The 22582-nt window shown below is 42.5% G+C and carries 16 protein-coding genes; 6 read left to right on the forward strand and 10 right to left on the reverse strand.

Annotated elements, in window-relative coordinates; all coding sequences use genetic code 11:
* Positions 1 to 6 precede the first annotated feature (6 nt).
* A complete protein-coding gene (locus NPE20_RS04120) occupies positions 7 to 837 on the reverse strand; it encodes a phytanoyl-CoA dioxygenase family protein (RefSeq protein ID WP_256537335.1) in 831 nt (276 codons plus the stop codon).
* Positions 838 to 992: 155 nt separating this feature from the next.
* Here NPE20_RS04120 and NPE20_RS04125 point away from each other — a divergent pair, with 155 nt between their 5' ends.
* Entirely contained in the window at positions 993 to 1838 is an 846-nt protein-coding gene (locus NPE20_RS04125) for an AraC family transcriptional regulator (protein WP_256537336.1), read from the forward strand.
* A 3-nt stretch (positions 1839 to 1841) separates the two neighbouring features.
* Here NPE20_RS04125 and NPE20_RS04130 read toward each other — a convergent pair whose 3' ends face one another.
* The 4 genes from NPE20_RS04130 to NPE20_RS04145 all read right to left on the reverse strand — a co-directional run bounded on the left by NPE20_RS04130 (position 1842) and on the right by NPE20_RS04145 (position 6664).
* On the reverse strand, positions 1842 to 2675 hold the full coding sequence (locus NPE20_RS04130) for a sugar phosphate isomerase/epimerase family protein (protein WP_256537337.1): 834 nt from the start codon (positions 2673 to 2675) through the stop codon (positions 1842 to 1844).
* A gap of 83 nt (positions 2676 to 2758) precedes the next feature.
* Positions 2759 to 3487 carry an MIP/aquaporin family protein gene (locus NPE20_RS04135; RefSeq protein ID WP_256537338.1) on the reverse strand — a complete coding sequence of 243 codons (729 nt, stop codon included), beginning with the start codon at positions 3485 to 3487 and terminating at the stop codon, positions 2759 to 2761.
* Between the two features lie 24 nt (positions 3488 to 3511).
* On the reverse strand, positions 3512 to 5023 hold the full coding sequence (gene glpK / locus NPE20_RS04140; protein ID WP_256537339.1) for a glycerol kinase GlpK: 1512 nt from the start codon (positions 5021 to 5023) through the stop codon (positions 3512 to 3514).
* 54 nt (positions 5024 to 5077) lie between these two features.
* Complete coding sequence (locus NPE20_RS04145; RefSeq protein WP_256537340.1) at positions 5078 to 6664, reverse strand: glycerol-3-phosphate dehydrogenase/oxidase; 1587 nt, start codon at positions 6662 to 6664, stop codon at positions 5078 to 5080.
* A 204-nt stretch (positions 6665 to 6868) separates the two neighbouring features.
* On the opposite strand from NPE20_RS04145, the gene NPE20_RS04150 reads away from it, so the two are divergent.
* Positions 6869 to 8215, forward strand: coding sequence for an FAD-binding protein (locus NPE20_RS04150; protein ID WP_256537341.1), 1347 nt, complete (start codon positions 6869 to 6871; stop codon positions 8213 to 8215).
* A gap of 83 nt (positions 8216 to 8298) precedes the next feature.
* Here NPE20_RS04150 and NPE20_RS04155 read toward each other — a convergent pair whose 3' ends face one another.
* Entirely contained in the window at positions 8299 to 8760 is a 462-nt protein-coding gene (locus NPE20_RS04155) for a hypothetical protein (RefSeq protein ID WP_256537342.1), read from the reverse strand.
* 377 nt (positions 8761 to 9137) lie between these two features.
* Between NPE20_RS04155 and NPE20_RS04160 the strand changes: the two genes are divergently transcribed.
* From NPE20_RS04160 to NPE20_RS04175, 4 genes are all read left to right on the forward strand, one after another.
* Complete coding sequence (locus NPE20_RS04160) at positions 9138 to 9356, forward strand: CHC2 zinc finger domain-containing protein (RefSeq protein WP_256537343.1); 219 nt, start codon at positions 9138 to 9140, stop codon at positions 9354 to 9356.
* On the forward strand, positions 9353 to 11167 hold the full coding sequence (locus NPE20_RS04165; protein ID WP_256537344.1) for an AAA domain-containing protein: 1815 nt from the start codon (positions 9353 to 9355) through the stop codon (positions 11165 to 11167). The genes NPE20_RS04160 and NPE20_RS04165 overlap by 4 nt, the downstream gene beginning before the upstream one ends.
* Positions 11168 to 11466: 299 nt before the next feature.
* The gene (locus NPE20_RS04170; RefSeq protein WP_256537345.1) at positions 11467 to 14646 is read left to right on the forward strand and encodes a GH92 family glycosyl hydrolase; all 3180 of its coding nucleotides are present in this window, start codon (positions 11467 to 11469) and stop codon (positions 14644 to 14646) included.
* 181 nt (positions 14647 to 14827) lie between these two features.
* The gene (locus tag NPE20_RS04175) at positions 14828 to 15574 is read left to right on the forward strand and encodes a DUF72 domain-containing protein (RefSeq protein WP_256537346.1); all 747 of its coding nucleotides are present in this window, start codon (positions 14828 to 14830) and stop codon (positions 15572 to 15574) included.
* Positions 15575 to 15648: 74 nt separating this feature from the next.
* On the opposite strand, the gene NPE20_RS04180 is transcribed toward NPE20_RS04175, so the two are convergent.
* From NPE20_RS04180 to NPE20_RS04195, 4 genes are all read right to left on the reverse strand, one after another.
* The gene (locus NPE20_RS04180; RefSeq protein ID WP_256537347.1) at positions 15649 to 16623 is read right to left on the reverse strand and encodes a metallophosphoesterase; all 975 of its coding nucleotides are present in this window, start codon (positions 16621 to 16623) and stop codon (positions 15649 to 15651) included.
* Positions 16624 to 16686: 63 nt separating this feature from the next.
* Complete coding sequence (locus NPE20_RS04185; protein WP_256537348.1) at positions 16687 to 17763, reverse strand: phosphatidylinositol-specific phospholipase C1-like protein; 1077 nt, start codon at positions 17761 to 17763, stop codon at positions 16687 to 16689.
* Between the two features lie 55 nt (positions 17764 to 17818).
* On the reverse strand, positions 17819 to 19405 hold the full coding sequence (locus tag NPE20_RS04190) for a RagB/SusD family nutrient uptake outer membrane protein (protein WP_256537349.1): 1587 nt from the start codon (positions 19403 to 19405) through the stop codon (positions 17819 to 17821).
* An 18-nt stretch (positions 19406 to 19423) separates the two neighbouring features.
* A complete protein-coding gene (locus NPE20_RS04195; RefSeq protein WP_256537350.1) occupies positions 19424 to 22426 on the reverse strand; it encodes a SusC/RagA family TonB-linked outer membrane protein in 3003 nt (1000 codons plus the stop codon).
* Positions 22427 to 22582 lie beyond the last annotated feature (156 nt).

The following is a 22582-nucleotide window of genomic DNA, read 5'->3' on the forward strand; positions in this document are numbered from 1 at the left end:
TGGTAACTATTTTACTTTTAAAGTTATTTCGTTCTCTTTATTCAAAAAATCCGACTGGGCGGATAATCCCGTCGGGGCAGATTCCATTATCGCGTTATCGGGCACCATACTTACAGGCGTAATACAGGAGGTGTTTTTTTCGCGAAAAGGTTTATTATAACTTAAGTTATAGGCTGATATTAACGACCACCGTGGTTTATCTGATAAATTAGCTTCAGACATATGCAACAAATTTGAGTGAAAAAACAACACATCACCCGCTTTTAATTCTACGTACACTTTCTCACAAAATTTTAAAGCTTCTTCCACAAAGGGCATATCTGCGCCCTGCTGTTCACCGGCAAACAGGTGTTCAAACCGTCCCATTTTATGCGATGCTTTAAGTACCTGTAAACAGCCATTCTCTTTAGTAGCTTCTGTAAGTGCCAGCATCACACTTATTAATGCATCTGGATATAGGAATCCATTTTTATACCAGTAACCATAATCCTGGTGCCACTCCCAGGCACCACCTACCTTGGGTTCTTTTTGCATTAACTTTGAATGAAAATGACAAACCTCGCCATCGCCCAGTAAAGATTGCACTGATCGTACCATTCTTTCGCTGCGTGTTAACAAGCTAAAAGTATCATCGCCGGGTGTAAACCACAAAGTGAGCTTAGTACGTTTGCCCGCCTGATCGTTCAGATCAAATGCATGGTTACGCAAAATATCATCGTTGGTGGCAAGATTATATAGCAGGTCAACTTCTGGCTGGGTAAGAAAATTTGGAATAATTAGATATCCATCATTATCATATTGGGCCTTTTGTGAGGCTGTTAAACTTTGGTAAGGCATAATTTTTTATAATTTGGTTATTCAAATTTTCACTTAATAATTCTAAAATAAAACAAGTATCTGTTCAAAAAAATAAAGTTTTTCGACATTTTTTAATTACTTGTAATTAAAAATGGTATATATATTTATACTATCAATTATTAAACGCCTACTATATGCGCCCTCATATTCAAAAATTGCCTTTATCAGAGCACTCCTCTTTTCTGGCAGATACGTTTATTACACCCTATTTTGAAACGCCCTGGCATTATCATTCAGAATATGAGCTTGTGCTTATTATTAAAGGCAACGGAAAACGTTTTGTAGGTAACCACGTTGCAGATTACAAAGAAGGCACCCTGACTTTTATAGGGTCGAATTTGCCCCACTTGTTCCGAAAAGAGAATAGTGCCGCCGATGGAGGATCGCTGGTAATTCATTTTAAAGAAGATTTTTTAGGGAACGAGTTCAGGACGATACCCGAAATGCAAAAAATAAAGCTACTGTTCGAAAAATCAAAAATGGGCCTGCATATTAAAGGCAGCACACGAGATAAGATAAGCCTGCAAATGCACGAGATATTAAGGCAAAAGGGTATGGAAAGGTTAATTGCCCTTTTACAACTGCTCTCCTCTTTAGCTGATTCTGCCGAATATGAATTATTATCGAACCCCGACGTGAGTGGCCAAAACGGAAAGGACAACGATAGGCTGGATAAAGTTTTTGATTATGTAATGACCAATTTTACCAACAATATCCAGATAGAAGATGTAGCCAAAATTGCGAATATGAGCTACTCAGGGTTTTCCAGGTATTTTAAAAATCGAACCAAAAAAACCTTCTCACATTTTGTTAATGAGATACGTATTGGCCACGCCTGTAGATACTTAATGGAGGGCGATGCAAGTATAAGCACAGTTTGTTACGAAAGTGGTTTTAATAATTTAACTCATTTTACCGAACAGTTTAAAAAAATCATTAAGCTCACCCCCAACCAGTTTAAAAAGCAAAACAAGGTTTAGCTTTTAAAGCTTACTATTTTCATACCGTTCTTTTAACATGTCTTTCATATATAAATTAACATCCCATTGATTTGTAATAGGGCTTTGATTAAATGGCAAATGAACCATGTAGGGATAAGGGCCAAATTCAGGCGTGATGGTTATTATTGAATTGGGGTCTGCCGCAGTTTTACGCTCAATGATCTTATCCCATATTTTAAGGTGGTGAGCTACTGCATCCTCCCATTCCGGGGCACGTGGATCCGGCACTTGTGGGCCTTCGGGATAGCCAACCCGTGCATGGATATGCTCTGTTCGTTGTATGGCAATATCCAAAGCTTCCTGCTGATCTTCTAAAAATGATTCGGCCACGTTGATCCAATGCGATACATCCAATGTTATTTGAAGAGAAGGGATCTTTTCGAGGTATTGTTTAGTTATATGAGCGGCAAATAAAGATTTATTGCGGTGCGTTTCGTGATAAACATTAATACCACAATTTGTTGTATGCATTGCAGCTACATCTATCAGTTGTTTATTTTGCTCGAAAGTAAAAAAGTCTTTACCCGTTTGCGAGTCTATTTTAATAGCCGGATAAGGTTTAACTAATTCTAACCACGCCGAATATCTTTCAAAATGTCTATTAAAATCAGCGTCGTAAGTACCATAGTGCTGCGGTATTACATGTAGCTGATGTTTATCCAGCTTCTCCCACACTTCGTCCAATTGCGTAGAGGTGGTTTCGTTAGATATGCCATACTCAATGCCATCATACCCGTCATCTTTTACTTTTGTTAGAAAGTCTTCCCAGCTTATGTTTTCACAACCCCACCTGGGGCAAAAGAATAGCAATTTCATCCGGATAAATATTTTATAGTTAAAGAAACCACAAAGTTAATTTGTTTATTAAACTTACCGCTTTCACTAGCATAGTACAAGTATTATGAAATAGAAAGGTACAGGCCTGCCGCTATAGTAGCGCCAACTAAGGGAGCGATTACCGGAATCCAGGCATAGCTCCAATCGCTGGTACCCTTTCCTTTTATAGGCAGGAGCATGTGTATGAACCGCGGCCCCAGATCACGCGCCGGGTTGATCGCATAACCGGTGGTACCACCAAGGGATAAACCAATTACCCATACTAAAAAGGTTACGGGTATAGCTCCTACCGAGCCCAAACCAACCGGTGTTTTAGCCGGCGCAATCTCGGCACCCGTAATATAAAATATAGTAAACAATAATACGAAAGCGCCTATAACCTCGCTGGCTATGTTTGATATGTAATTGCGCACTGCCGGGCCGGTACAAAACACAGCAAGTATGGAAGCAGGATCATTAGTACGTTTAAAATGATCATAATACATTATCCAAACTAAAAACGCTCCAAGGCAGGCACCTATAAACTGGGCTATAATGTAAGGCGCAACACTTGCCCATGCAAACTTACCTGCAATGGCCAGTGCAATGGTTACAGCAGGATTTAGGTGTGCGCCGCTATACGGGCCGGCCACCACTACGCCAACAAAAACGGCCAGCCCCCAGGCGGTGGTGATCACTATCCAGCCGCTATTATTGCCCTTGGTATCTTTCAAAACTACGTTGGCTACAACGCCATCGCCTAATAGTATCATCAGCATGGTGCCAATTAGTTCGGCTACAAATGGAGACATATTTAAGTATTTTAATTGTGAATATTAAATTGATACAGGATTGCCGTTGTTCGACCAGCATTGAGCCGTGTTTACTGCCCGTTTCCAGCCGTCTATTCCTTTTTTTACATCCTCAAGGTCACCCTGAGGGTTAAATGTGGCTTCAACTGCCCACAACTGTTGGATTTCTGCAATGTCTTTCCAGTAACCCACAGCAAGGCCGGCCATATAAGCAACACCAAGCGCGGTGGTTTCAACCACGCCGGGCCGTATCACATTGCAGTTTAAAACATCCGATTGAAACTGCATCAACAGGTTATTGGCTGTGGCACCGCCGTCTACACGTAACTCCTTGATCTCCATTCCTGCATCAGCTTCCATTGCTTTGAGCACATCCATGGTTTGATAGGCTATTGATGCCAGGGCCGCCCTTGAAATATGAGCAGCCGTAGCGCCACGGGTTAGTCCAACTATTGTTCCCCGTGCTTCGGCGTCCCAATATGGCGCTCCCAAGCCTGCAAATGCCGGTACAAAGTAAACACCGGCAGTATCTTCTACCGATGTGGCCAGCCTTTCAACATCTGCCGATGTTTTTATAATACCCAGTCCGTCGCGCAGCCATTGAACAACTGCACCGCCTATAAAAATACTACCTTCAAAGGCATAAGTAATTTCGTCGTTAATTTTCCAGGCTATGGTGGTTAACAGGTTGTTTTTCGACTGGATAAATTCATGCCCAATATTCATCAGCATAAAACAACCCGTACCATAGGTGTTTTTAACCATGGCTTTATCAATGCACATTTGCCCAAACAATGCGGCATGCTGATCGCCTGCTATCCCGGCTATAGGGATCTTATGAGCAAACACACTGCCCGATGTTTCCCCATATATCTCGCTCGATTGTTTTACTTCGGGCAACATGCTTTTAGGGATGTTAAAGAGCTGTAACAGCTCCTCGTCCCATTGCTGGGTGCGAATGTTGAACAACATGGTACGGCTTGCGTTAGTTACATCAGTTGCATGCACTTCGCCGTTGGTAAATTTCCAAACCAGCCAGCTGTCCACAGTGCCAAAGGCAAGTTCGCCTGCTTCGGCCTGCTGCCGCGCCCCATCTACATTATCCAGGATCCATTTTATTTTTGAGCCGGAAAAATACGCATCAATGATCAGGCCCGTTTTCTCGCGAATGGTATCGCTGTGGCCATTTTGTTTAAGCCCTTCACAAAAGTCGGAAGTGCGCCTATCCTGCCAAACAATAGCATTGTATACAGGTTCGCCGGTTTTACGGTTCCATACAATAGTTGTTTCGCGCTGGTTGGTAATGCCAATTGCTTTGATATTAGCACCGCTTAAGCCGGCTTTTACCGTTACTTCAACAGCTACAGCTATCTGGCCCGCCCAAATTTCGTTCGGGTCATGCTCCACCCACCCGGGTTTTGGAAAATACTGGGTAAATTCTTTTTGTGCTAACGCGATAACTTTTCCGGCATGATCAAAAATTATAGCACGCGAACTGGTAGTTCCCTGGTCAAGGGCTAAAATATATTCCTGCATAATTTGGTTTTGGTTTAACCTTGGTTTATTTAGTGAATATCAGATTAATATTGGTTATTTTAAAGCGGATGATAACACATAATTTTTTGCCGTTTGATAAAATGCCTCAACTTGTTCTCTCTCCCAGGCTGTATCTTTTTTAAGTTCGGAGGCCATTAGGCGGGCTACTTCGGGGGCCATTTCTATAGCCAACCGGGCGTTTAAGAACAATACACGGGTACGGCGGGCCAATATATCTTCTACTGTGCGGGCCATTTCATTTCTTACCGACCAGATCACTTCGCCCTTGGTATAGTTATCTTTTGCATGGACAGGATTTTTCCAGTCGGGATTTTCATCATATAAAGCCAAAACTTTTTCAATATCGGTACCATAAACAAACAAATGGTTGTTGCGGTCGGGATTAGGGCGACTGCCATGGATAGGCAACCCGGCAGTTTTGCAAGGCATACTTTTGAGCCCTCCGGTTTCAATGGCCTTGTCAACAATATCCTCGCCCATTTTACGGTAAGTGGTCCATTTTCCGCCAGTCATGGTAAGCAGGCCAGATTCGGACACTATCAGCTTATGGCTTCTTGATATTTCCTTTGTTTTTGACGATCCGTTTTGTGGCGCGGCAAGCGGTCTTAACCCTGCAAATACACTGAGAACATCCGGGCGGGTTGGTGTTTTTGTCAGATACTTTCCTGCTGTGCGTAAAATAAACTCTACCTCGGCATCTAAGGCTACAGGTTCAAGGCTGGGAGATTCTATAGGTGTATCGGTAGTGCCAACAAGTAATTTACCATGCCATGGTACAGCGAACAACACCCGGCCATCTTCGGTTTTAGGGATCATAAGGGCATCCTCTGCCGGTAAAAAAGAACGGTCGAGCACGAGGTGTACACCCTGGCTTGGCCTAATCAGCGTTTTTTTATCCGGAGCATCCATTTTAAGTATATCGTCTACAAATACACCTGTGGCATTAACAATTACCAAGGCCTTTAATTGATAACTTTCGCCGGTTTCAATATCGCTGGCCGTTACACCGGAAAGGTGCCCATCGGTGTTTTTAAGTAAGCCTATTACCTTAAAATAGTTAAGCAGGGTAGCACCTTGCTCCATAGCGGTTTGTGCCAGGTTAACGGCCAGCCTCGAATCATCAAATTGCCCGTCATAATATACTACGCCCCCACGCAAGCCGTTTTCTTTTAAGCCGGGCAGGCGCTTCAAAGTTTCTTTTTTTGACAGATGTTTCGCACGGCCAAAGCTCAGTTTACCGGCCAGGATATCATAAACGGTTAGGCCGATAGTATAAAAAAGGCCTCCCCACCAATTATAGTTGGGAATGATAAAACTTTCGTTTTTTACAAGGTGAGGTGCATTTTTTAAAAGCAATCCTCTTTCACGCAAAGCCTCACGAACCAGGCCGATATACCCCTGTGCCAGATAGCGCACCCCGCCATGAACCAGCTTGGTTGCCCTGCTGGAAGTTCCCTTAGCAAAATCAGCTTGTTCCAGTAATAATGTCGAGTATCCACGTGAAGCAGCATCAACAGTGGCACCAAGGCCGGTAGCCCCACCACCTATAATGATAAAGTCCCAGGTTTTACTGGTATCGGCTATATTTAGCAGGTTACGCTCTCTTTTGAATAGGTTCAATTTATTTGAAAATATTTTGATATGTATCAAATATATCAAAAGGTGCAGATTGTTTCATCGCCAATATATAATGGTATCAAAATAATAATACTAATGATAAATGATAACAACATATGCTGAAGGGACGATCTAAAAATCATCGCCCCTTCCATTTCTAAAACATTAGCTCTACATTGCATTAACCAATTCAAGCTGAAAATATTTATGAAAAGGAAAAACTTTATCCGCCTGGGTGCTACCATTGCCGCAAGCCCATTGTTGGCACCGCTTGATTCCTGGGCACAAGCACCAAGACTCAAAAACTGGGCGGGTAACCTTACTTTCAGTACAGGCAATGTACAATATCCAAAGTCTGTGGCCGAGGTACAGCAACTTGTAAAAAAGCACCCCAAACTAAAAACGCTGGGAACAAGGCACTGCTTTAACAACATCGCCGATAGCAAGGATGACCTGGTATCGACCCGTGACCTGAATAAAGTAGTTTCTTTAGATAGAAAAGCAAAGACAATTACTGTAGAAGGCGGCATTAAATACGGAGAGCTGGCACCCTATCTGCACACGCAGGGCTTTGCGTTACATAACCTGGCTTCACTGCCGCATATTTCGGTTGCGGGATCTATTACAACCGCTACACACGGCTCGGGTGTCAAGAACGGTAATCTTGCCAGTTCTGTCAGCGGTTTGGAAATGGTAATTGCAGATGGTTCTGTGGTGCACTTCTCAAAAGCCAATAATCCGGAAAAACTTAACGCTGCGGTTGTTGGGCTGGGTTCTATAGGGGTGATTACAAAAGTTACGTTAGACATTATCCCCACCTTTATGGTAAGGCAGCGGGTGTTTACAAATATGCCTTTGGCACAGGTAAAGCATAATTTTGAAAAGATAGTTTCTGCCGGTTATAGCGTGAGTCTTTTTACCGATTGGCAAAATGAGAACGTAAGCGAGGTTTGGATAAAAAGCCGTGTAGGCACCGAAAAAGACCACACCGAAGCGGAGTTTTACGGCGCTAAGGCGGCCACTAAGAACCTGCACCCCGTGATAGCACAACCTGCAGAGAAATGTACCGATCAGATGGGCGTTCCCGGCGTTTGGTATGAGCGTTTGCCGCATTTTAAAATGGGGTTTACGCCCAGTACCGGTAAAGAGCTACAGTCGGAGTTTTTTGTACCTCTTCATCACGCTGTGGAAGCCATTTCGGCTATATCTAAATTAAGCAAGCAAATAGGCCCGCATTTATTTATTACCGAGATACGAACAATAGCCGCAGACAACCTATGGATGAGCCCCTGCCACAATCAAACGTCCGTTACCATACATTTCACCTGGAAACCAGAAACCGCCGCGGTAATGAAGTTATTGCCCATCATTGAAAAAGAGCTCGCGCCATTTAATGTGCGCCCGCACTGGGGTAAACTATTTACAATCGCCCCAAAAGTACTGGCATCGCGGTACGAGAAAATGACTGACTTTAAAAAGCTTGTTGCCACTTACGACCCGAAAGGCAAGTTTCGTAATGCATTCTTAAGCAGAAACTTGTACGGTATTATTTAAACCTTGCCCCCCGGGATTAGCTGCTATGCATTACCAACGGGCAACATTTGCATCGACTCTATTTGCTTGCATAAATGCTTCATTTATTCAACGCGAACCATTGCAAGCATTTCGCCTTTAGGAAGTTCCCGTGCTGTATAATGAAGGCTAAGCTCGTGCCGGGCGTTATTCTTTTCTAACTGCAATAGCTCTTTTACCGCTATCGCCATACTTAAATCAGAACCTGTTGCATCGGCAAACCCCCATTTCTTCACTGTATTTCCCTTCTCATCTTTTAGGATAATGTTTCTGTTTGTGCCGGCACCATCCTTTATTGTACAATGTTTGTATTTGATATGTAACTGATCGCCGTCATTTGCTTTATGCAATTTCAGCACCCTTAAATTCAATGGCTGGTTCACCGCCTGCTTTAGTATAAGCTTATTATTTAAATAGATCTCGTAACTATCCAGCCCCCAATTATTTGTAAAACCAAATAATGCGAAGGATAGTGTAATCAGCGTAAATAACCTAATAAACGCCTTACCAAATGTGATGTGTTTCATAATTTAAAATTTTAAGTAAAAAATTCCTGATTAGTTTCTGATAACAATATTACGCCTAAGGTAAATGAAGCAGAAAATTAGTAGACGAACAGCCCGAATAGTAGACATGCGACATTAAAGTTTAACTTTTTATTTTTTAACTGGTCATTGCATACAGTTGGATGATTAGGTAATTAGCTCAAAAACACATCAAGCATCCGGCCTTCTGAGCACTTAATGTTTTTATAGAAGTAACAATAGATATGATTCTGATAATAAAATTTATATATTTTAAATTATGAAATTCGCAATGGAACTCTATGAGCTTGACAAGGTTCTGTATTCGATACAGAACTTATTTTTTGATTATACTTGCAGAGCTTACTACCGCAATTTATATGTCTGCTACTTCATCCGACCTGGTCAAACTGGCTACTGTTTATATCAGTTTAAAAGAGAGTCGCCGGACTTTACGGGGGCGTTGTCCCTTTCACCGCGATGCAGGAGAATCGTTAATGATCTCGCCGGAAAAGAATATTTTTAAATGTTTCGGCTGCGGCAAAGAAGGTGGGCCGGCAGAGTTTAAGCTGGCCATGGAACAGTTGATTAAATCATGAGTTATTTCAAGAACCTTATAGCTTTACTGGCGGCCGAGCGTTCTGCTGATGAAGCAGCGTTTATCAGCCTCACCGCGGGCACAGGCGCGGTGCAACGGCGCACTTTAGGGTTATGTTGGTACCCTATCGCTATACGGAACACCGAACCGGTACGCGGCGATTATATTAGTGTTGAAGTAGAGCGAACCACGCATAAAGACCTTGCGCACCAATTGCGGTTCGGCAGTTCGGTGGCGCTGTTTTCAAATTATGACAATAATGACCGGGTAAACGGAACGATAACTTTTATCGGCGGCGACCGGTTGAAGGTAACATTGCTTACGGAAGAATTACCGGATTGGGCAAGTAACGGTAAACTGGGGATTGACATCCTATTTGACGCTTATAGTTATGATGAGATGCGGAATGCGTTGAAAAAGGCGGAACAAACTGATTCACATCTAATTAAGGTGCTTACCGGAAGTAAAAAACCAACTTTTGTTTCTACTGATTATACTACTCCGAACCTAAATAAATCACAACAAACTGCGGTCAAAAACATATTAGGTGCACAAGATCTGGCTATTGTACATGGCCCGCCCGGCACTGGGAAAACAACCACGTTAGTGGCTGCAATAAATGCGTTGATAGCACATGGCGAACCGCAAATTTTGATAGTGGCACCGAGCAATACGGCGGTGGATCTATTAAGCGAGAAACTCTCGGAAACCGGATTGAATATACTACGAATAGGTAACCCTGTGCGTGTGACCGAACGTTTGCAGAAACTAACCCTCGATAGCCGAATGGCCGAACACGGACAGATGAAAGAAGTCAAAAAGCTCAAAAAAATGGCTGCCGAATTCAAAAATATGGCGCATAAATACAAGCGAAGCTTTGGCAAAGCCGAACGCGAGCAACGCAAGGCCTTATTTAATGAAGCGCACCGCATTATGCGGGATGTTGCCAAAATTGAAGAGTTTGTAGCCGAAGATGTGATCAGCAAGGCACAGGTGATAACCGCTACACTGGTTGGTGCTGACCATTATACCATTAAGGACCTTACCTTTAAAACCGTAATAATGGACGAAGCCGGGCAAGCACTGGAGCCAGCGGCCTGGATACCGGTTTTAAAAGCACAGCGCGTTATTTTAGCCGGCGACCACCTCCAGTTGCCGCCGACGGTAAAATTGCAGCAGAGTGGCTTAACCACTACCCTACTGGAAAAATGTGTGGCCCTGCACCCCGAAGCGGTAACATTGCTCGAAGAACAATACCGGATGAATACCCAGATCATGGGCTTTTCATCTTTAAAGTTTTACAATAATAAACTCACCGCACATCCGCTGGTGGCCAACCGTTTATTAAATCCGGAGGATAAGCCTTTTACTTTTATTGATACAGCCGGCGCCGGTTACGAAGAGCAAGCCGAAGGCACAAGCACCGCCAATCCGGAAGAAGCTGCTTTCGTGGTGCGACATATTGTTGCGATGAATTATAGCAATGTGAGTGTTGCGGTCATTGCCCCATATAAAGAACAAGTTAGTTTATTGAAGACTTTACTTTTGGGGGCGGCAGTAGAAGTAAATACAGTAGATGGTTTTCAGGGCCAGGAACGCGACGTGATCTATATCTCACTAACGCGCAGTAATAGTGAGGGTACAATTGGTTTCCTATCAGATTATCGCCGGATGAATGTAGCCATGACCCGCGCCAGGTTTAAATTGGTGCTGGTTGGCGATAGCGCTACACTTGCACAAACGCCGTTTTATGCAGAATTGATCGCATATGCGGAAAGCCTTGGCGGTTACGAAAGTGTTTGGGAATATTAACTTAGAGCAAACTGCATTCGTAATTATGTATTAACATATAAAGTCATACAATCGAATAATATAGCTTTAGCATCCTCATAATAAAGCAGTGAGTTGCCCATGTCATTGACAGCTTCACCCTTCTCTGCAATAAATTTAGCCATGTTTTCGTATTCTTTTGTATGAACATATTGTAGCAATTAAGCTATCTTTTAATTATGTTTGCCATTGTATCGTTATTAACAATCCGCCCGCATAGGGATATTATTTAAGAATTGATATACCATCCTAAACAAATGCAATAGTTTAATACCTAAAGAATGAAAAGAAGACTCATATTAATTTGCTTGCTTACTAATGCAATAATTACATCCTCTTTTTCTCAAAAAAAAAAGGCAATTTGGCATGTAGGCAAAGCCGATAACTCAGCATCAGAGTTTGCACTTGCCCCAAACGGATTTAAAAAGTTTGTGGCTAACGACTTTGGCTACGAAGACAAGTTTTTTTTAATTGAGCATTCTAAAGAAAAAAAGGACTTCCCGTATGTAATTCCTGGCCCTGTTGATACCTGGGGTGGCACCTGGCCAACTGCAGGCTGGAGAACTAATGAGGTGAATATCTTGTTTGGTATTCAGGCGTTACCGGCAAAGGGCGACTATAAATTGGTTATTAAGCTAAGGGATTATGCAAAAAAATTCCTCCCTCTTATTAAAGTGAGCATCAACAATCAGGATGAAAAAATACAATTAACAGCCGTTGGGTATGATGTAAATAAACAACCCCAACCCAAACTAAACGAACCCTTTATTGACACGGCTTCTCTACTTGGAAATTTATCATCGGCAACTCCTAAAACAATAGAAATCCCTGTTAGCCCGGATATCATCAGGAAAGGTGGAAACAATGTAATGATAACCGTAGTACAGGGTTCATGGATAATGTTTGATGAAGTGCGCCTTGAAGGGCCATCACAGGTTGTTTTAAAAACGCCCGGTCAAATGTTTGTCAATGAAGTGAAAGCCGCTGATTATGAATTAGAAACTAATGGTAAAAAAACACAGCCTTTACTGGTGAGTGCAAGGCATTTAAAAGGTTCGCCTAAAATAAGTGTTGAACTGGATAGTAAAGTAATTTTTAATACAACTGTAGAAAAGGGAAATTATGAGCTGGAAGCTTTAATGCCCGCTGTAACAAGTCCCCAAAAAAGCCATTATAAAATACTTGAGAATGGAAAGGTTATTGAAGAAGGTATTGTAAACAGATCAAAACAAAGGCTACAAACGCCGGCTGATTATGTTGATACACGCATAGGAACAGCTCACTCCCGCTGGATGATTGCCCCAGGCCCATGGATGCCCTTTAGTATGGTAAAAATGAGTCCTGATAATCAAAATTCAGGCTGGCAGGCTGGTTATCAGCCAACATATGAAAGCGTGGGTACATTTAGTCATATCCATGAATGGACCATGGCCGGGCTTGGCATTTTTGCATCAAACGGAAAATTAAAAACAAATATTGGAGATGAGATCAAGCCGGGCTCGGGCTATCGTTCTGCCATAGATAAAAAAGGAGAAGAGGCGCCTATAGGGTACTACAAAGTGCAGCTTACCGATTATGATATTAAAGCAGAAGTTACAGCTACTACCCGCTGCGGATTTGAGCGGTTTACTTTCCCAGCAGACAGGGATAGCGCCCGCATCCTGGTAGACTTGCATATCCCATCAGAATACGATTATAAACTGAAAGAGATCAAGCTTAAAAAGATAAATGATTATAGAATAGAAGGCTCCGCGCACCAACTTTCTACGAATGTTTGGAGTACCGATGCCTCACAGGATTACACCGTTTATTTTGTTCTTGAGTTTGATAAGCCCATTAAAACCATTGGAGGCTGGATAAATGATAAGATCCAATATGGTGATACATTTGAAGCAAGCGACATTAAAAACGCCGGCCTATTTTTACAATTTGATGCAAAAACAAACCCTGTAATACAGGTTCGCTCGGGAATTTCATTAGTAAGCATTGATAACGCAGACCTAAACTTAAAAACAGAAATAACAAAACCTTTCGGGTGGAATTTTAACGCTGTAAGGCAAAATCAGGTAAATACCTGGAACGATATATTTAACCGGATTAAGATCAGCACCACAAACAGGTTAGATAAAGTACGTTTTTATAACTCTATGTACCGGTCTATTTGCAGCCGCAATACCTGGAGCGATATCAACGGTGAGTGGCGCGGAACAGATGGCAAAATGCAACAATTAAAAAACAAAGATGATGTTGCCCTGGGATGTGACGCTTTTTGGAATACCTTTTGGAACCTGAACCAGGTATGGAACCTGATAACGCCCGAATGGAGCAACAGGTGGGTTAACTCGCAGTTAGCGATGTATGATGCTTACGGTTGGCTTGCAAAAGGCCCTGCAGGGATGAATTATATCCCTGTTATGGTTGGCGAGCATGAGATCCCTCAAATGGTGGCTGCATATCAGATGGGGATCCGTAGTTTTGACGCCGATAAGGTGTTGAAAGCTGCTGTAAAAATGCAAACAACACCCGCGCAAAAGGTATTTAGCGGTTTTGCGGGGAACAGAGACTTGGTTGAATATGAAAAACACAAGTATGTTCCGTCTGATAAAGGCCGTTTTTCGAATTCAATGGAGTATTCTTATGACGATTGGACTGTTGGGCAGCTGGCTAAATCTTTAGGTAAAACAGACGTATATAACAAATTTAACGCCCGTGGTTATTGGTGGCGAAACACAATTGATAGTGCCGGATACTCACATATGAAGCTGAGTAACGGGGAATGGACAAAAAACTTCGACCCTTTCCGCAGCGGTGCTAATGAACATTATGTGGAAGGCAACGCCTGGCAATTAACGTTCTTTGTACCTCAGGATGTACCGGCGTTGGTTAAAATGATTGGGGAAAAGAAATTTATTGACCGGTTAGAATGGGGTTTTAAGGAAAGCGAGCCATGGCGTTATAATGGTATGAATGATCAATATTGGGACTACCCTGTTGTACAGGGGAACCAGCAATCTATGCACTTTGCGTTCTTATTTAATTGGGCCGGTAAACCCTGGTCAACTCAAAAATGGAGCCGTTCTATACTCGACCGCTTTTATGGTTATGGAGTAGGGAATGCTTATTTAGGAGACGAAGATCAGGGCCAAATGAGTGCCTGGTTAGTAATGGCCTCATTAGGGTTGTTTCAAACAGATGGTGGCGCCCGGGTCAATCCAATTTATGAGATTGGAAGTCCGCTTTTTGCCAAAACAGAAATTGATTTAGGAGAAAGATTTGGCCGTGGTAAGAAGTTTACAATTATCGCCAAAGGAGCTTCGCGCAATAATATGTATGTACAAAAAGCAACTTTAAACGGGCGTGTTCTAAATTCGTTTAATTTCCCTGCTTCTGAGTTATTAAAAGGCGGTTCACTGGTACTACAGATGGGTTCACAACCAAATACTAAATGGGGAATCAATTGATTATAAGGTTATTACTGTAATATTTGGCGCTGTAAACAAAATGCTTTTCCGGTGGTTTTGAATTGAAATAGTACCGGATGAACAAAACGCCAAAAATCGCCTTTTTTAGTACAAGAAACGCCAATTTAACGACCTTATTTGGCCTCATTAGTTCCGTATTTAGCCGTTTTGGAGGAGGTGTATGAGCCAGCCCGAATTTTATGCCGGTACCAGCGGCCTGGTGTTGCCTGTCCCGAATAAGGCGGCTTACCCGCCCGAGTTTCAGGACAAAAGCAGGCTCTGTTATTACGCCTCTCTTTTCAACAGTATCGAGGTCAACAGCTCCTTTTATAAAATTCCGCAGGCTGCCACCATCCGTAAATGGCGCGAAAGCGTACCCGATAATTTTAGGTTCACCTTTAAGTTATGGAGAGGCATTACACACGAGAAGGACTTACAATTTAACCCGGATGATATCACTCGTTTTATGAATGCCATCAATGAGGCCGGCGAAAAAAAAGGCAGTTTATTGATCCAGTTCCCACCCAGTATCCGTGCCGGGCAACTCCCGCAGTTGGGTCGGTTGCTGGAGGCTGTTCGTGAGGCTGACGATGCCTGGGACATCGCCGTCGAGTTACGCCACTCTTCCTTGTATCAGGAACAAACCGACCAGCTGCTTACCAGCCTGAATATGGCAATGGTTATCCATGATTTGCCCGCTTCTGCCGCCCCGCCGGAACCGCTTGACCTCGATTTTATTTACCTGCGCTTTCACGGCCCAAACGGCGGTTATCGCGGCAGTTACGCCGACGACTTTTTAGCCGAATACGCGCAGAATATCAACCAGTGGATCGCCGAAGGCAAAAGGGTTTATACTTATTTTAACAACACCATGGGCGCAGCCGTACATAACCTGGCTACGCTAAACCAACTCATACAGGATCTGTAAGGTAAACGCCAGCAAATGAGCGAGATTACCCCTATCCTGTCCTAACTACTTGGATTACCCCTATCCTGCCCTAATTACTTGCTTAATTCTGTTTGATACAAAACTGTGCCAGCGGCGTTTATGGCTTTAACATTTAGCTTGTTTTTATTGATGGCAAAGTACATAAAGCCATGATCTGACGCCTGAAAGCGGCTGTAAGGGATCCCTGTGCTTACCCCAGTTAGTTCAGACCCTGCACCTGATATAAACTGATGTGTAAACCCTTCCGTTTTTAGGTGCTGTAAGGAATGATCATGGCCGGATAAATAAACATCCACTTTATGGGTTTCAAAAACCTGGGCAAGCTTTGCACGAACCGTTAACGTGTCATAATTTTTTATACGTGGCCCTACCGTATAGTATGGATGGTGCCCTACTACAATTTTCCATTTAACATCTGCCGATGCATTTTTCAGGGTATCGTTTATCCAGATCATTTGCTTCTCTACCTCCTGCTTTTTATTGTCATGAAGCATGGGGTCGGTATCTATCATCAGCATTAAAACTTTATCACCTGCGTTGCCTAACGAAAATTCCTTGGTATAATACAATGCGGGCATATTCCACCTGCGGCTCACCTTGCTGTAACGCACCTGGGCTTCCGGTTCAGAGCCATAATCATGATTACCCAGAACAGGGTACCAGTCGCATTGCAGGGAGTGCGCCGTATAAATGTTTTCAAAGGAGTAGTGCCACAACGGGTCGTTCTCGCTTACTACTCCTCTTGGATAAAAATTATCACCAACCGATATTACAAAATTATTTGGATTGGTTGCAGCCCAAACACCCATTTGTTTAGCAACCTCCTGCTGGTCGTACTCACCATTGCGGCCCCAATCGCCAACGGCTATAAAATGCACATCATATTCATCTTTCAACACTGCCTTTGATAGGTCATCACTTTCCAGATGGGTAACGCCACTACTTTCTGCTAAAGATGCTAATGGTGAAATAAGGGCCGATCCCAATGTGGTAAGGGCAGTGTTTTTGATGAAGTTTCTGCGTTTCATGTTCTGTTGATACGTTATAATGATTTATAAAAAATGGAGTATGTGCCGGCTAAATAAGTAAGATTATTGTACCTGTGCAAATAAGGGGTTCATCCTGAAATAGCCTCCGTTAGGAAAGTGGATAACATAATCGGATTTAAAATATTCGCTTTTTTTGTAATAATCTGTAGAAATGATCTGCGCACCCGACTTCATAGCAGCATTAAAGCTGCTTTTATCGTTTTCCCGGGCCTCTTTTGTATCGCTATCTGCCCTTGTGCGAATGATGTACCCTTTTTTTACTAAGCCCTGAATACCGGCGAGGTCTTTCTTAGAATTGTTCATTACATGAATAGCAGCCTCGGGCGTGCCTGGCTCTGAGTTAGTGAAAAGCACCCTACCTTTTAGCGATGGATGGCCGGCTACGTAAACTTCTGTTTTAGGGCCCCCTTCGTCCAGCAGGAAAATGAACTTACCTTTTGCCTGTTTCAATGTTGGCCAATTTTGGTGCAGCACTGCTTCCTCTAATGTATTGTATCCCCCTCTTACCTTATCAGGGGTAATTACGTGATCAATACCAAGGTAATCTGCTATTTCCTTATCCAGTTTATCATATATTGATGAAGTGAACCTGTCCGGAACGGTGAAGCCACTTTTTTTCATCGGCTCATCTTTCGCATTCATAGTAATAAATACGGGGTGATGATCGGGGTGCGCATCAGACCATTTCCTTAATTCCTGCAGGCACAGCTTAAAGGTGGGGCAATTACTGCGGTAATCGATATCCTGGATATGAAAAACTTTAAAACCGGGTTGTTTCATTAAACCCTCTGTATCGTAAGCCGGCTGGCCGGGTGCCCAGTCCAACCCTTTCGGATGCGCGTATTTTCCACCGGCAGTATCCGCATAAACATCTATCTCCAGATCTAACAAACCTAAATTAAGCTGTTCGGTAAGGCTGATATGACTGTAGTCTATCTTACTCATCGAAGTTGAATCTGCCTTTTGCAAGATTTTGAACAGCTTGGGGTCAATCGCTTTTTTATAGCTGTTATGTGACCCAATAACCTGTATACGGTTAATGGGAATATTATCGCCGGGTTCATTTAGGGTTGAAAGAGGCAATAGTGTGATGAGCAATAAACCAGATAAATATCTCATGTATATAATATTAAACAGCCGGTTGTTACCCGGCTGTTGTTATTCATTTATTTTATTAATAACCCGGGTTTTGTACCAGGTTCGGGTTCAGCCTTATTTCTGCTGCCGGTACAGGGTATATCCTGCGGGTAACACTCTTATCCATGGTTAGCACATCGTTAGGCAGCGGGTATTCTACTTCAAATTTCCCGAAACGGATCAGGTCATTACGGCGCCATGCTTCCCACGAGAACTCGCGGGCACGTTCGTCCAGCAAGCCGTCTAAATCAATACCTGCAACCGCCGGGGCACCTGCACGCGCGCGAATTTTGTTTACCAATACGTCTGGTGTTTGTAATTCGCCATTAACCGTTGTAGCCGTTGCGCCACGTAATATAGCTTCAGCTTTCATCATCATTACATCGGCTAACCTAAAAACTGGCACATCGTTACCATTTAATCTGGTAGCCTGTATAATGGTAGGATCCGGATAGTATTTTATAGATCTCACACCTTCTGATTGGCTGGCAATGGTGTTACCCAAATCCATCGGCTTACCCGGAACTAAAGTTAGTTTTGGCTCGATATAAATTTGAGTGGTAGTACCCGGGTAATAAACAGGCTGGTTAGTAAAGCCGCCGCCGCCATCAGGTGCAAATTGCGGGCCTGCAAGCCAGGTTTTAGTACGTACATCTCCGGGTAATTTAAACCTGTTATAAAATTCGGGTGTGGTGCTCATTGCTATGCTTAAGCCCACATTAAACCCATAAGCGTTTACCAGATAGTAAAAGAAACCAAACCTGGTAAATTGGTTACCGGGGATTTGCTGGTCATAAGGGATGGCAAATATGGTTTCGTTGATCAGCGGGCCATTATTTGGCAAAAATATATCACGGTATTTGGCGTCGAGGCTATAATTACTATTCTTTAAAACGCTATCGGCCATGGCAACAGCTTCGGTATATTTTGCCGTACCTGTGTACACTTGCGCATTTAAGTACATTTTTTCTAACAAAGCAAAAGCCATGGCCTTAGTAGGGCGGCCATAATACAAAGTAGCATTGCTGCCATTTTTTACAGGCAACAATGGTATAACATTTAGTAATTCGCTTTCGATAAACTGGAAAGCCTTAGCGCGTGATTGTGTAGCAGGCGGGTTGGCAACCGGGAAATCGGTAATGAGGGGAATGTTACCATACAGGTCCATCATAAAGTAATTGTAAAGCGCCCGCATTGCCCTTACTTCGGCAATAGAGGCGGTCTTTTTCTCTTCCGAAGACGGTGAAGCGTTTATAACACTTATGATACGGTTACATGTATTTACACCTCCAAAGCCCCATTGCCATACACCTGTAACGTTGGCATGGTCAAATGTCCAGGTGTGGTAATGTAATTGGCGATACTGTCCACCGTCGTCAAAGTTACCATCGCGGGCGGGTAGTATGGCTTCATCTGTAGATAGCTCCTGCATCCTCCAATAAGGCACCGCGTAGCTCGACGATAAGTTGGAATAAATAGTACCTAATAATGCATTATAATCTGCATCTGTTATCGGGAAGTTAGATTTTACGTACTGCGATTCTACAGGCACATCTAATTTAGTACATGAATAGGTGCCGGTAAGCACTGCTAATACGGCACATAATAAAATTATCTTTTTCATCTATATTGTTATTGATAGTTAAAATGATGCGGTTATACCTACGCTTAAAGTGCGGGTTTTAGGATAAAAGTCCTTATTATCGATACCCGGGGTTAAACCGCCTATGTTGATCTCAGGGTCGATGCCCCTATAGTTTGTTATTATGAATATATTATTGCCGGATAAGTACAGGCGAACACTCTTTATAGTTTTTAGATTTGGCCTGATGGTGTACCCTAATGTCGCGTTATCTAAACGGAGGTAAGCACCGCTCTCCAGAAAACGATCTGACATCAGGTAAGCGTTTACATCCTTAAACGATTCGCCAAGGGTAAACCTTGGGATATTCTGTATTTTAGCATCAGCCGGGTTATTAAGGGAAGCAAGTGTTCCGTTTAATATTTTGTTGCCGGTAACCCCGCGAACTAAAAAGTTAAAATCGAAATTTTTGTAAATGAAAGTGTTGCTCCAGCCGTATACAAACTTAGGCTGTGCACTGCCTGCTATGCGCTGATCTGTACTTAGCGGTTGGCTTGCGATTATTGAGCCATCGGCTTTTTGATAGGTACTTACACCATTTTCATTTTTGCCTACGTAGTGCCACAAATTATACGTACCAACTGCATAACCAGGCTGTATGATCTGGCTGCTTAATGATGATTGGCCTTTACCACCTAACTGTGCTGTTTGGATATAGTCGATGGGAAACTTAGTGTTAGATATACTTTCTACTATGTTTTTATTGTGCGATACATTAAATGATGTACGCCAGGTAAAACTTTGAGATTTTACAGGGACAGCATTTAACACCACCTCGATTCCACTATTTTTAATTCTGCCAACATTGGTTGTAAAAAATGGATAGAAATATTGTGTTGTTGATACCTGGTAGGTATAGATCAGATCTGATGTTTTCTTGATGTAATAATCAACTGAACCGGTTAAGCGGTTGTTTAACAAGCCAAAATCTAAACCGATGTTGGTAGTAGAAGTGCTTTCCCACTTTAAGTCAAGGTTTTCATTACGAACCGGGCCAATAGGGTTAGTGATATTTCCGTTGCTCAGAAATTTCCCCCCACCCGGAGGGATCCCATAAATTAACTGAGCGGTAAAAGCATCAAAACCCAAACTGTTACCAGATACACCATAGCCGGCTCTCAATTTTAGGTCGGAAATAACAGGCAGGCTCTCCATGAATTTTTCACTTATAATTCTCCATCCCGCAGAAACTGCAGGAAAGTAGCCATGGCGCTCATTTAAACCAAAAGCTGATGATCCGTCTTCTCTTAGCGATGCCTGTAAAAGGTATTTATCGTTATATTTATATTGTACACGACCGTAGTAGGATATTAATCGTAAGGTGGATATATAATTTTGATTGAACTGGATCTGCGCCAGGCTCGTTGGATTTGAAAGAAATAGGTTATTATAAGTAAGGTTATCATTAGAAAACCCTTGTGTTTGCACACCAAACCCATCGTTTGTACGATCTTGCTGATAAGAGTAACCTCCTAATAATTTAATTGAATGCAGGCCAAAATCCCTGTCGTAATTTAAATACGCCTCTGCAACATTTGTAGTACTGTTATAGGCACTACGATTTGCAACACCATTTGCGCCTATTGCCAAACCCGATTTGCTGTTTAAATAGGTGTTAATGTTGTTTTGATCTTTTTGGGTAGACCCGCTAAGCGTAAACCGCAAACCTTTTAAAATATCAACCTGAACAACACCATTTATCAGGGTTTTGTTGTTATCTGTTTTTGTAAAATTATTATCAATTAACGATAGTGGGTTTAACGGGCCACTGCCTGTACGTGTCAAATTCTCTTTATAACTTCCATCCGGGTTATACGGACTAACAGTTGGCAAATAAAATAACATGCCGGGAAGTACCTGGGCTTGAAACACATCGTTTTTTTTGGTAACGCTGTTTGTTAAGCTAAGGCCCAGTTTAAGCCTGTCGTCAAAAAAGCGCTGATTAATGTACCCTTTAAAAACAGTACGCTCCAGGTCGGTATTTTTTAAGACACCGTTGTTTTTATAATAGTTTACGCTTGCGCCGTAGTCTGAATTTGTACCCGCCCCGCCATAAGAAAGATTATGGTTTTGTGAGTAGCTTGTTTTTAAAGCCAGATCCTGCCAATTGGTATTAGAGCCATCGTCATCTATGGGCTTTGCCAATGGCTTTACCCCGTTATCTGCCAAATATTTACGTAATTCATCGGCTGTTAGCATATCTATCGTTTTAGATACCTTTTCCATTGCGCCGTAAGCGCTGTAGCTAAGCCTGGTTTGACCAGTCTTTGATTTTTTTGTGGTTACGATAATTACCCCGTTAGAGGCCCGTGAACCGTAAATTGCTGTTGAAGATGCATCCTTTAAAACATCTATGCTTTCAATATCAGCCGGTGCTAAAAGGTCTATTGAAGCCCCTGGTACGCCATCGATAACATAAAAGGGCTCTTGAGCTGCGCCTTCACGAAAGGTAGATGGCCCCCTTAAAATAGTAGCCGGCTGTTTATTAGGGTCGCCACTTTTAGTAATATTTAAACCTGCAACCTTACCTTGCAAAAGCTCTGCGGGGGTGGTTAATACACCTGCATTAAAATCCTCGGCCTTTACAGAAGTAATAGCGCCGGTTACATCTTTTTTGCTTGATGTTCCGTATCCTATTACCACTACATCTTTTAATTGTTTAGCATCAGGTAACATGTTAACGTTAATTGTAGTATTTGTGCCAACCCTAACCTCTTTTGAAGTGTACCCAATTGAAGTAAATTTCAGCACGGCATTTTCACCGCTCACATTAAGCGAGTAATTACCTTTTATGTCGGTCATAACGCCTACAGTTGTACCTGCAACTACTACAGAAACGCCGGGAAGCGGCTCATTTTTTTCATCGGTAACGGTACCTTTAATTGTTTTTCCGGTTTGCGAAAATGCCGGCGAAACACTAAAAATAATGGCGCACAATAACAGCACCCATTGCCGGGAATGAATGCAGGAGCCACTTAAAAAGCGCTTGTAGATTTGTTTCATAAATGATGTGATTATTTGTGATGTAGATATTTAAATTTCATTAAATGCAAAATAACAGATGCTTTGTTATCAAAACATCAACTGATTATTAGCTTATTTGCCATTATCTACCCTACAGATGAACTATCTGGCTTCAATATGAATTTAAAGTAACTA

Origin of the sequence: Mucilaginibacter aquariorum (genome assembly GCF_024498135.1) — a bacterium.
Taxonomy (GTDB): Bacteria; Bacteroidota; Bacteroidia; order Sphingobacteriales; family Sphingobacteriaceae; genus Mucilaginibacter; species Mucilaginibacter aquariorum.

Excerpts from the sequence above, each read along its gene's own strand:
- NPE20_RS04165 (WP_256537344.1), top strand. The coding sequence starts at position 9,353 with ATGAGTTATTTCAAGAACCTTATAGCTTTACTGGCGGCCGAGCGTTCT.
- NPE20_RS04190 (WP_256537349.1), bottom strand. The coding sequence starts at position 19,405 with ATGAAAAAGATAATTTTATTATGTGCCGTATTAGCAGTGCTTACCGGC.
- NPE20_RS04195 (WP_256537350.1), bottom strand. The coding sequence starts at position 22,426 with ATGAAACAAATCTACAAGCGCTTTTTAAGTGGCTCCTGCATTCATTCC.
- NPE20_RS04130 (WP_256537337.1), bottom strand. The coding sequence starts at position 2,675 with ATGAAATTGCTATTCTTTTGCCCCAGGTGGGGTTGTGAAAACATAAGC.
- NPE20_RS04125 (WP_256537336.1), top strand. The coding sequence starts at position 993 with ATGCGCCCTCATATTCAAAAATTGCCTTTATCAGAGCACTCCTCTTTT.
- NPE20_RS04175 (WP_256537346.1), top strand. The coding sequence starts at position 14,828 with ATGAGCCAGCCCGAATTTTATGCCGGTACCAGCGGCCTGGTGTTGCCT.
- NPE20_RS04170 (WP_256537345.1), top strand. The coding sequence starts at position 11,467 with ATGAAAAGAAGACTCATATTAATTTGCTTGCTTACTAATGCAATAATT.
- NPE20_RS04150 (WP_256537341.1), top strand. The coding sequence starts at position 6,869 with ATGAAAAGGAAAAACTTTATCCGCCTGGGTGCTACCATTGCCGCAAGC.
- NPE20_RS04155 (WP_256537342.1), bottom strand. The coding sequence starts at position 8,760 with ATGAAACACATCACATTTGGTAAGGCGTTTATTAGGTTATTTACGCTG.
- NPE20_RS04160 (WP_256537343.1), top strand. The coding sequence starts at position 9,138 with ATGTCTGCTACTTCATCCGACCTGGTCAAACTGGCTACTGTTTATATC.
- NPE20_RS04120 (WP_256537335.1), bottom strand. The coding sequence starts at position 837 with ATGCCTTACCAAAGTTTAACAGCCTCACAAAAGGCCCAATATGATAAT.
- NPE20_RS04185 (WP_256537348.1), bottom strand. The coding sequence starts at position 17,763 with ATGAGATATTTATCTGGTTTATTGCTCATCACACTATTGCCTCTTTCA.
- NPE20_RS04180 (WP_256537347.1), bottom strand. The coding sequence starts at position 16,623 with ATGAAACGCAGAAACTTCATCAAAAACACTGCCCTTACCACATTGGGA.
- glpK (WP_256537339.1), bottom strand. The coding sequence starts at position 5,023 with ATGCAGGAATATATTTTAGCCCTTGACCAGGGAACTACCAGTTCGCGT.
- NPE20_RS04135 (WP_256537338.1), bottom strand. The coding sequence starts at position 3,487 with ATGTCTCCATTTGTAGCCGAACTAATTGGCACCATGCTGATGATACTA.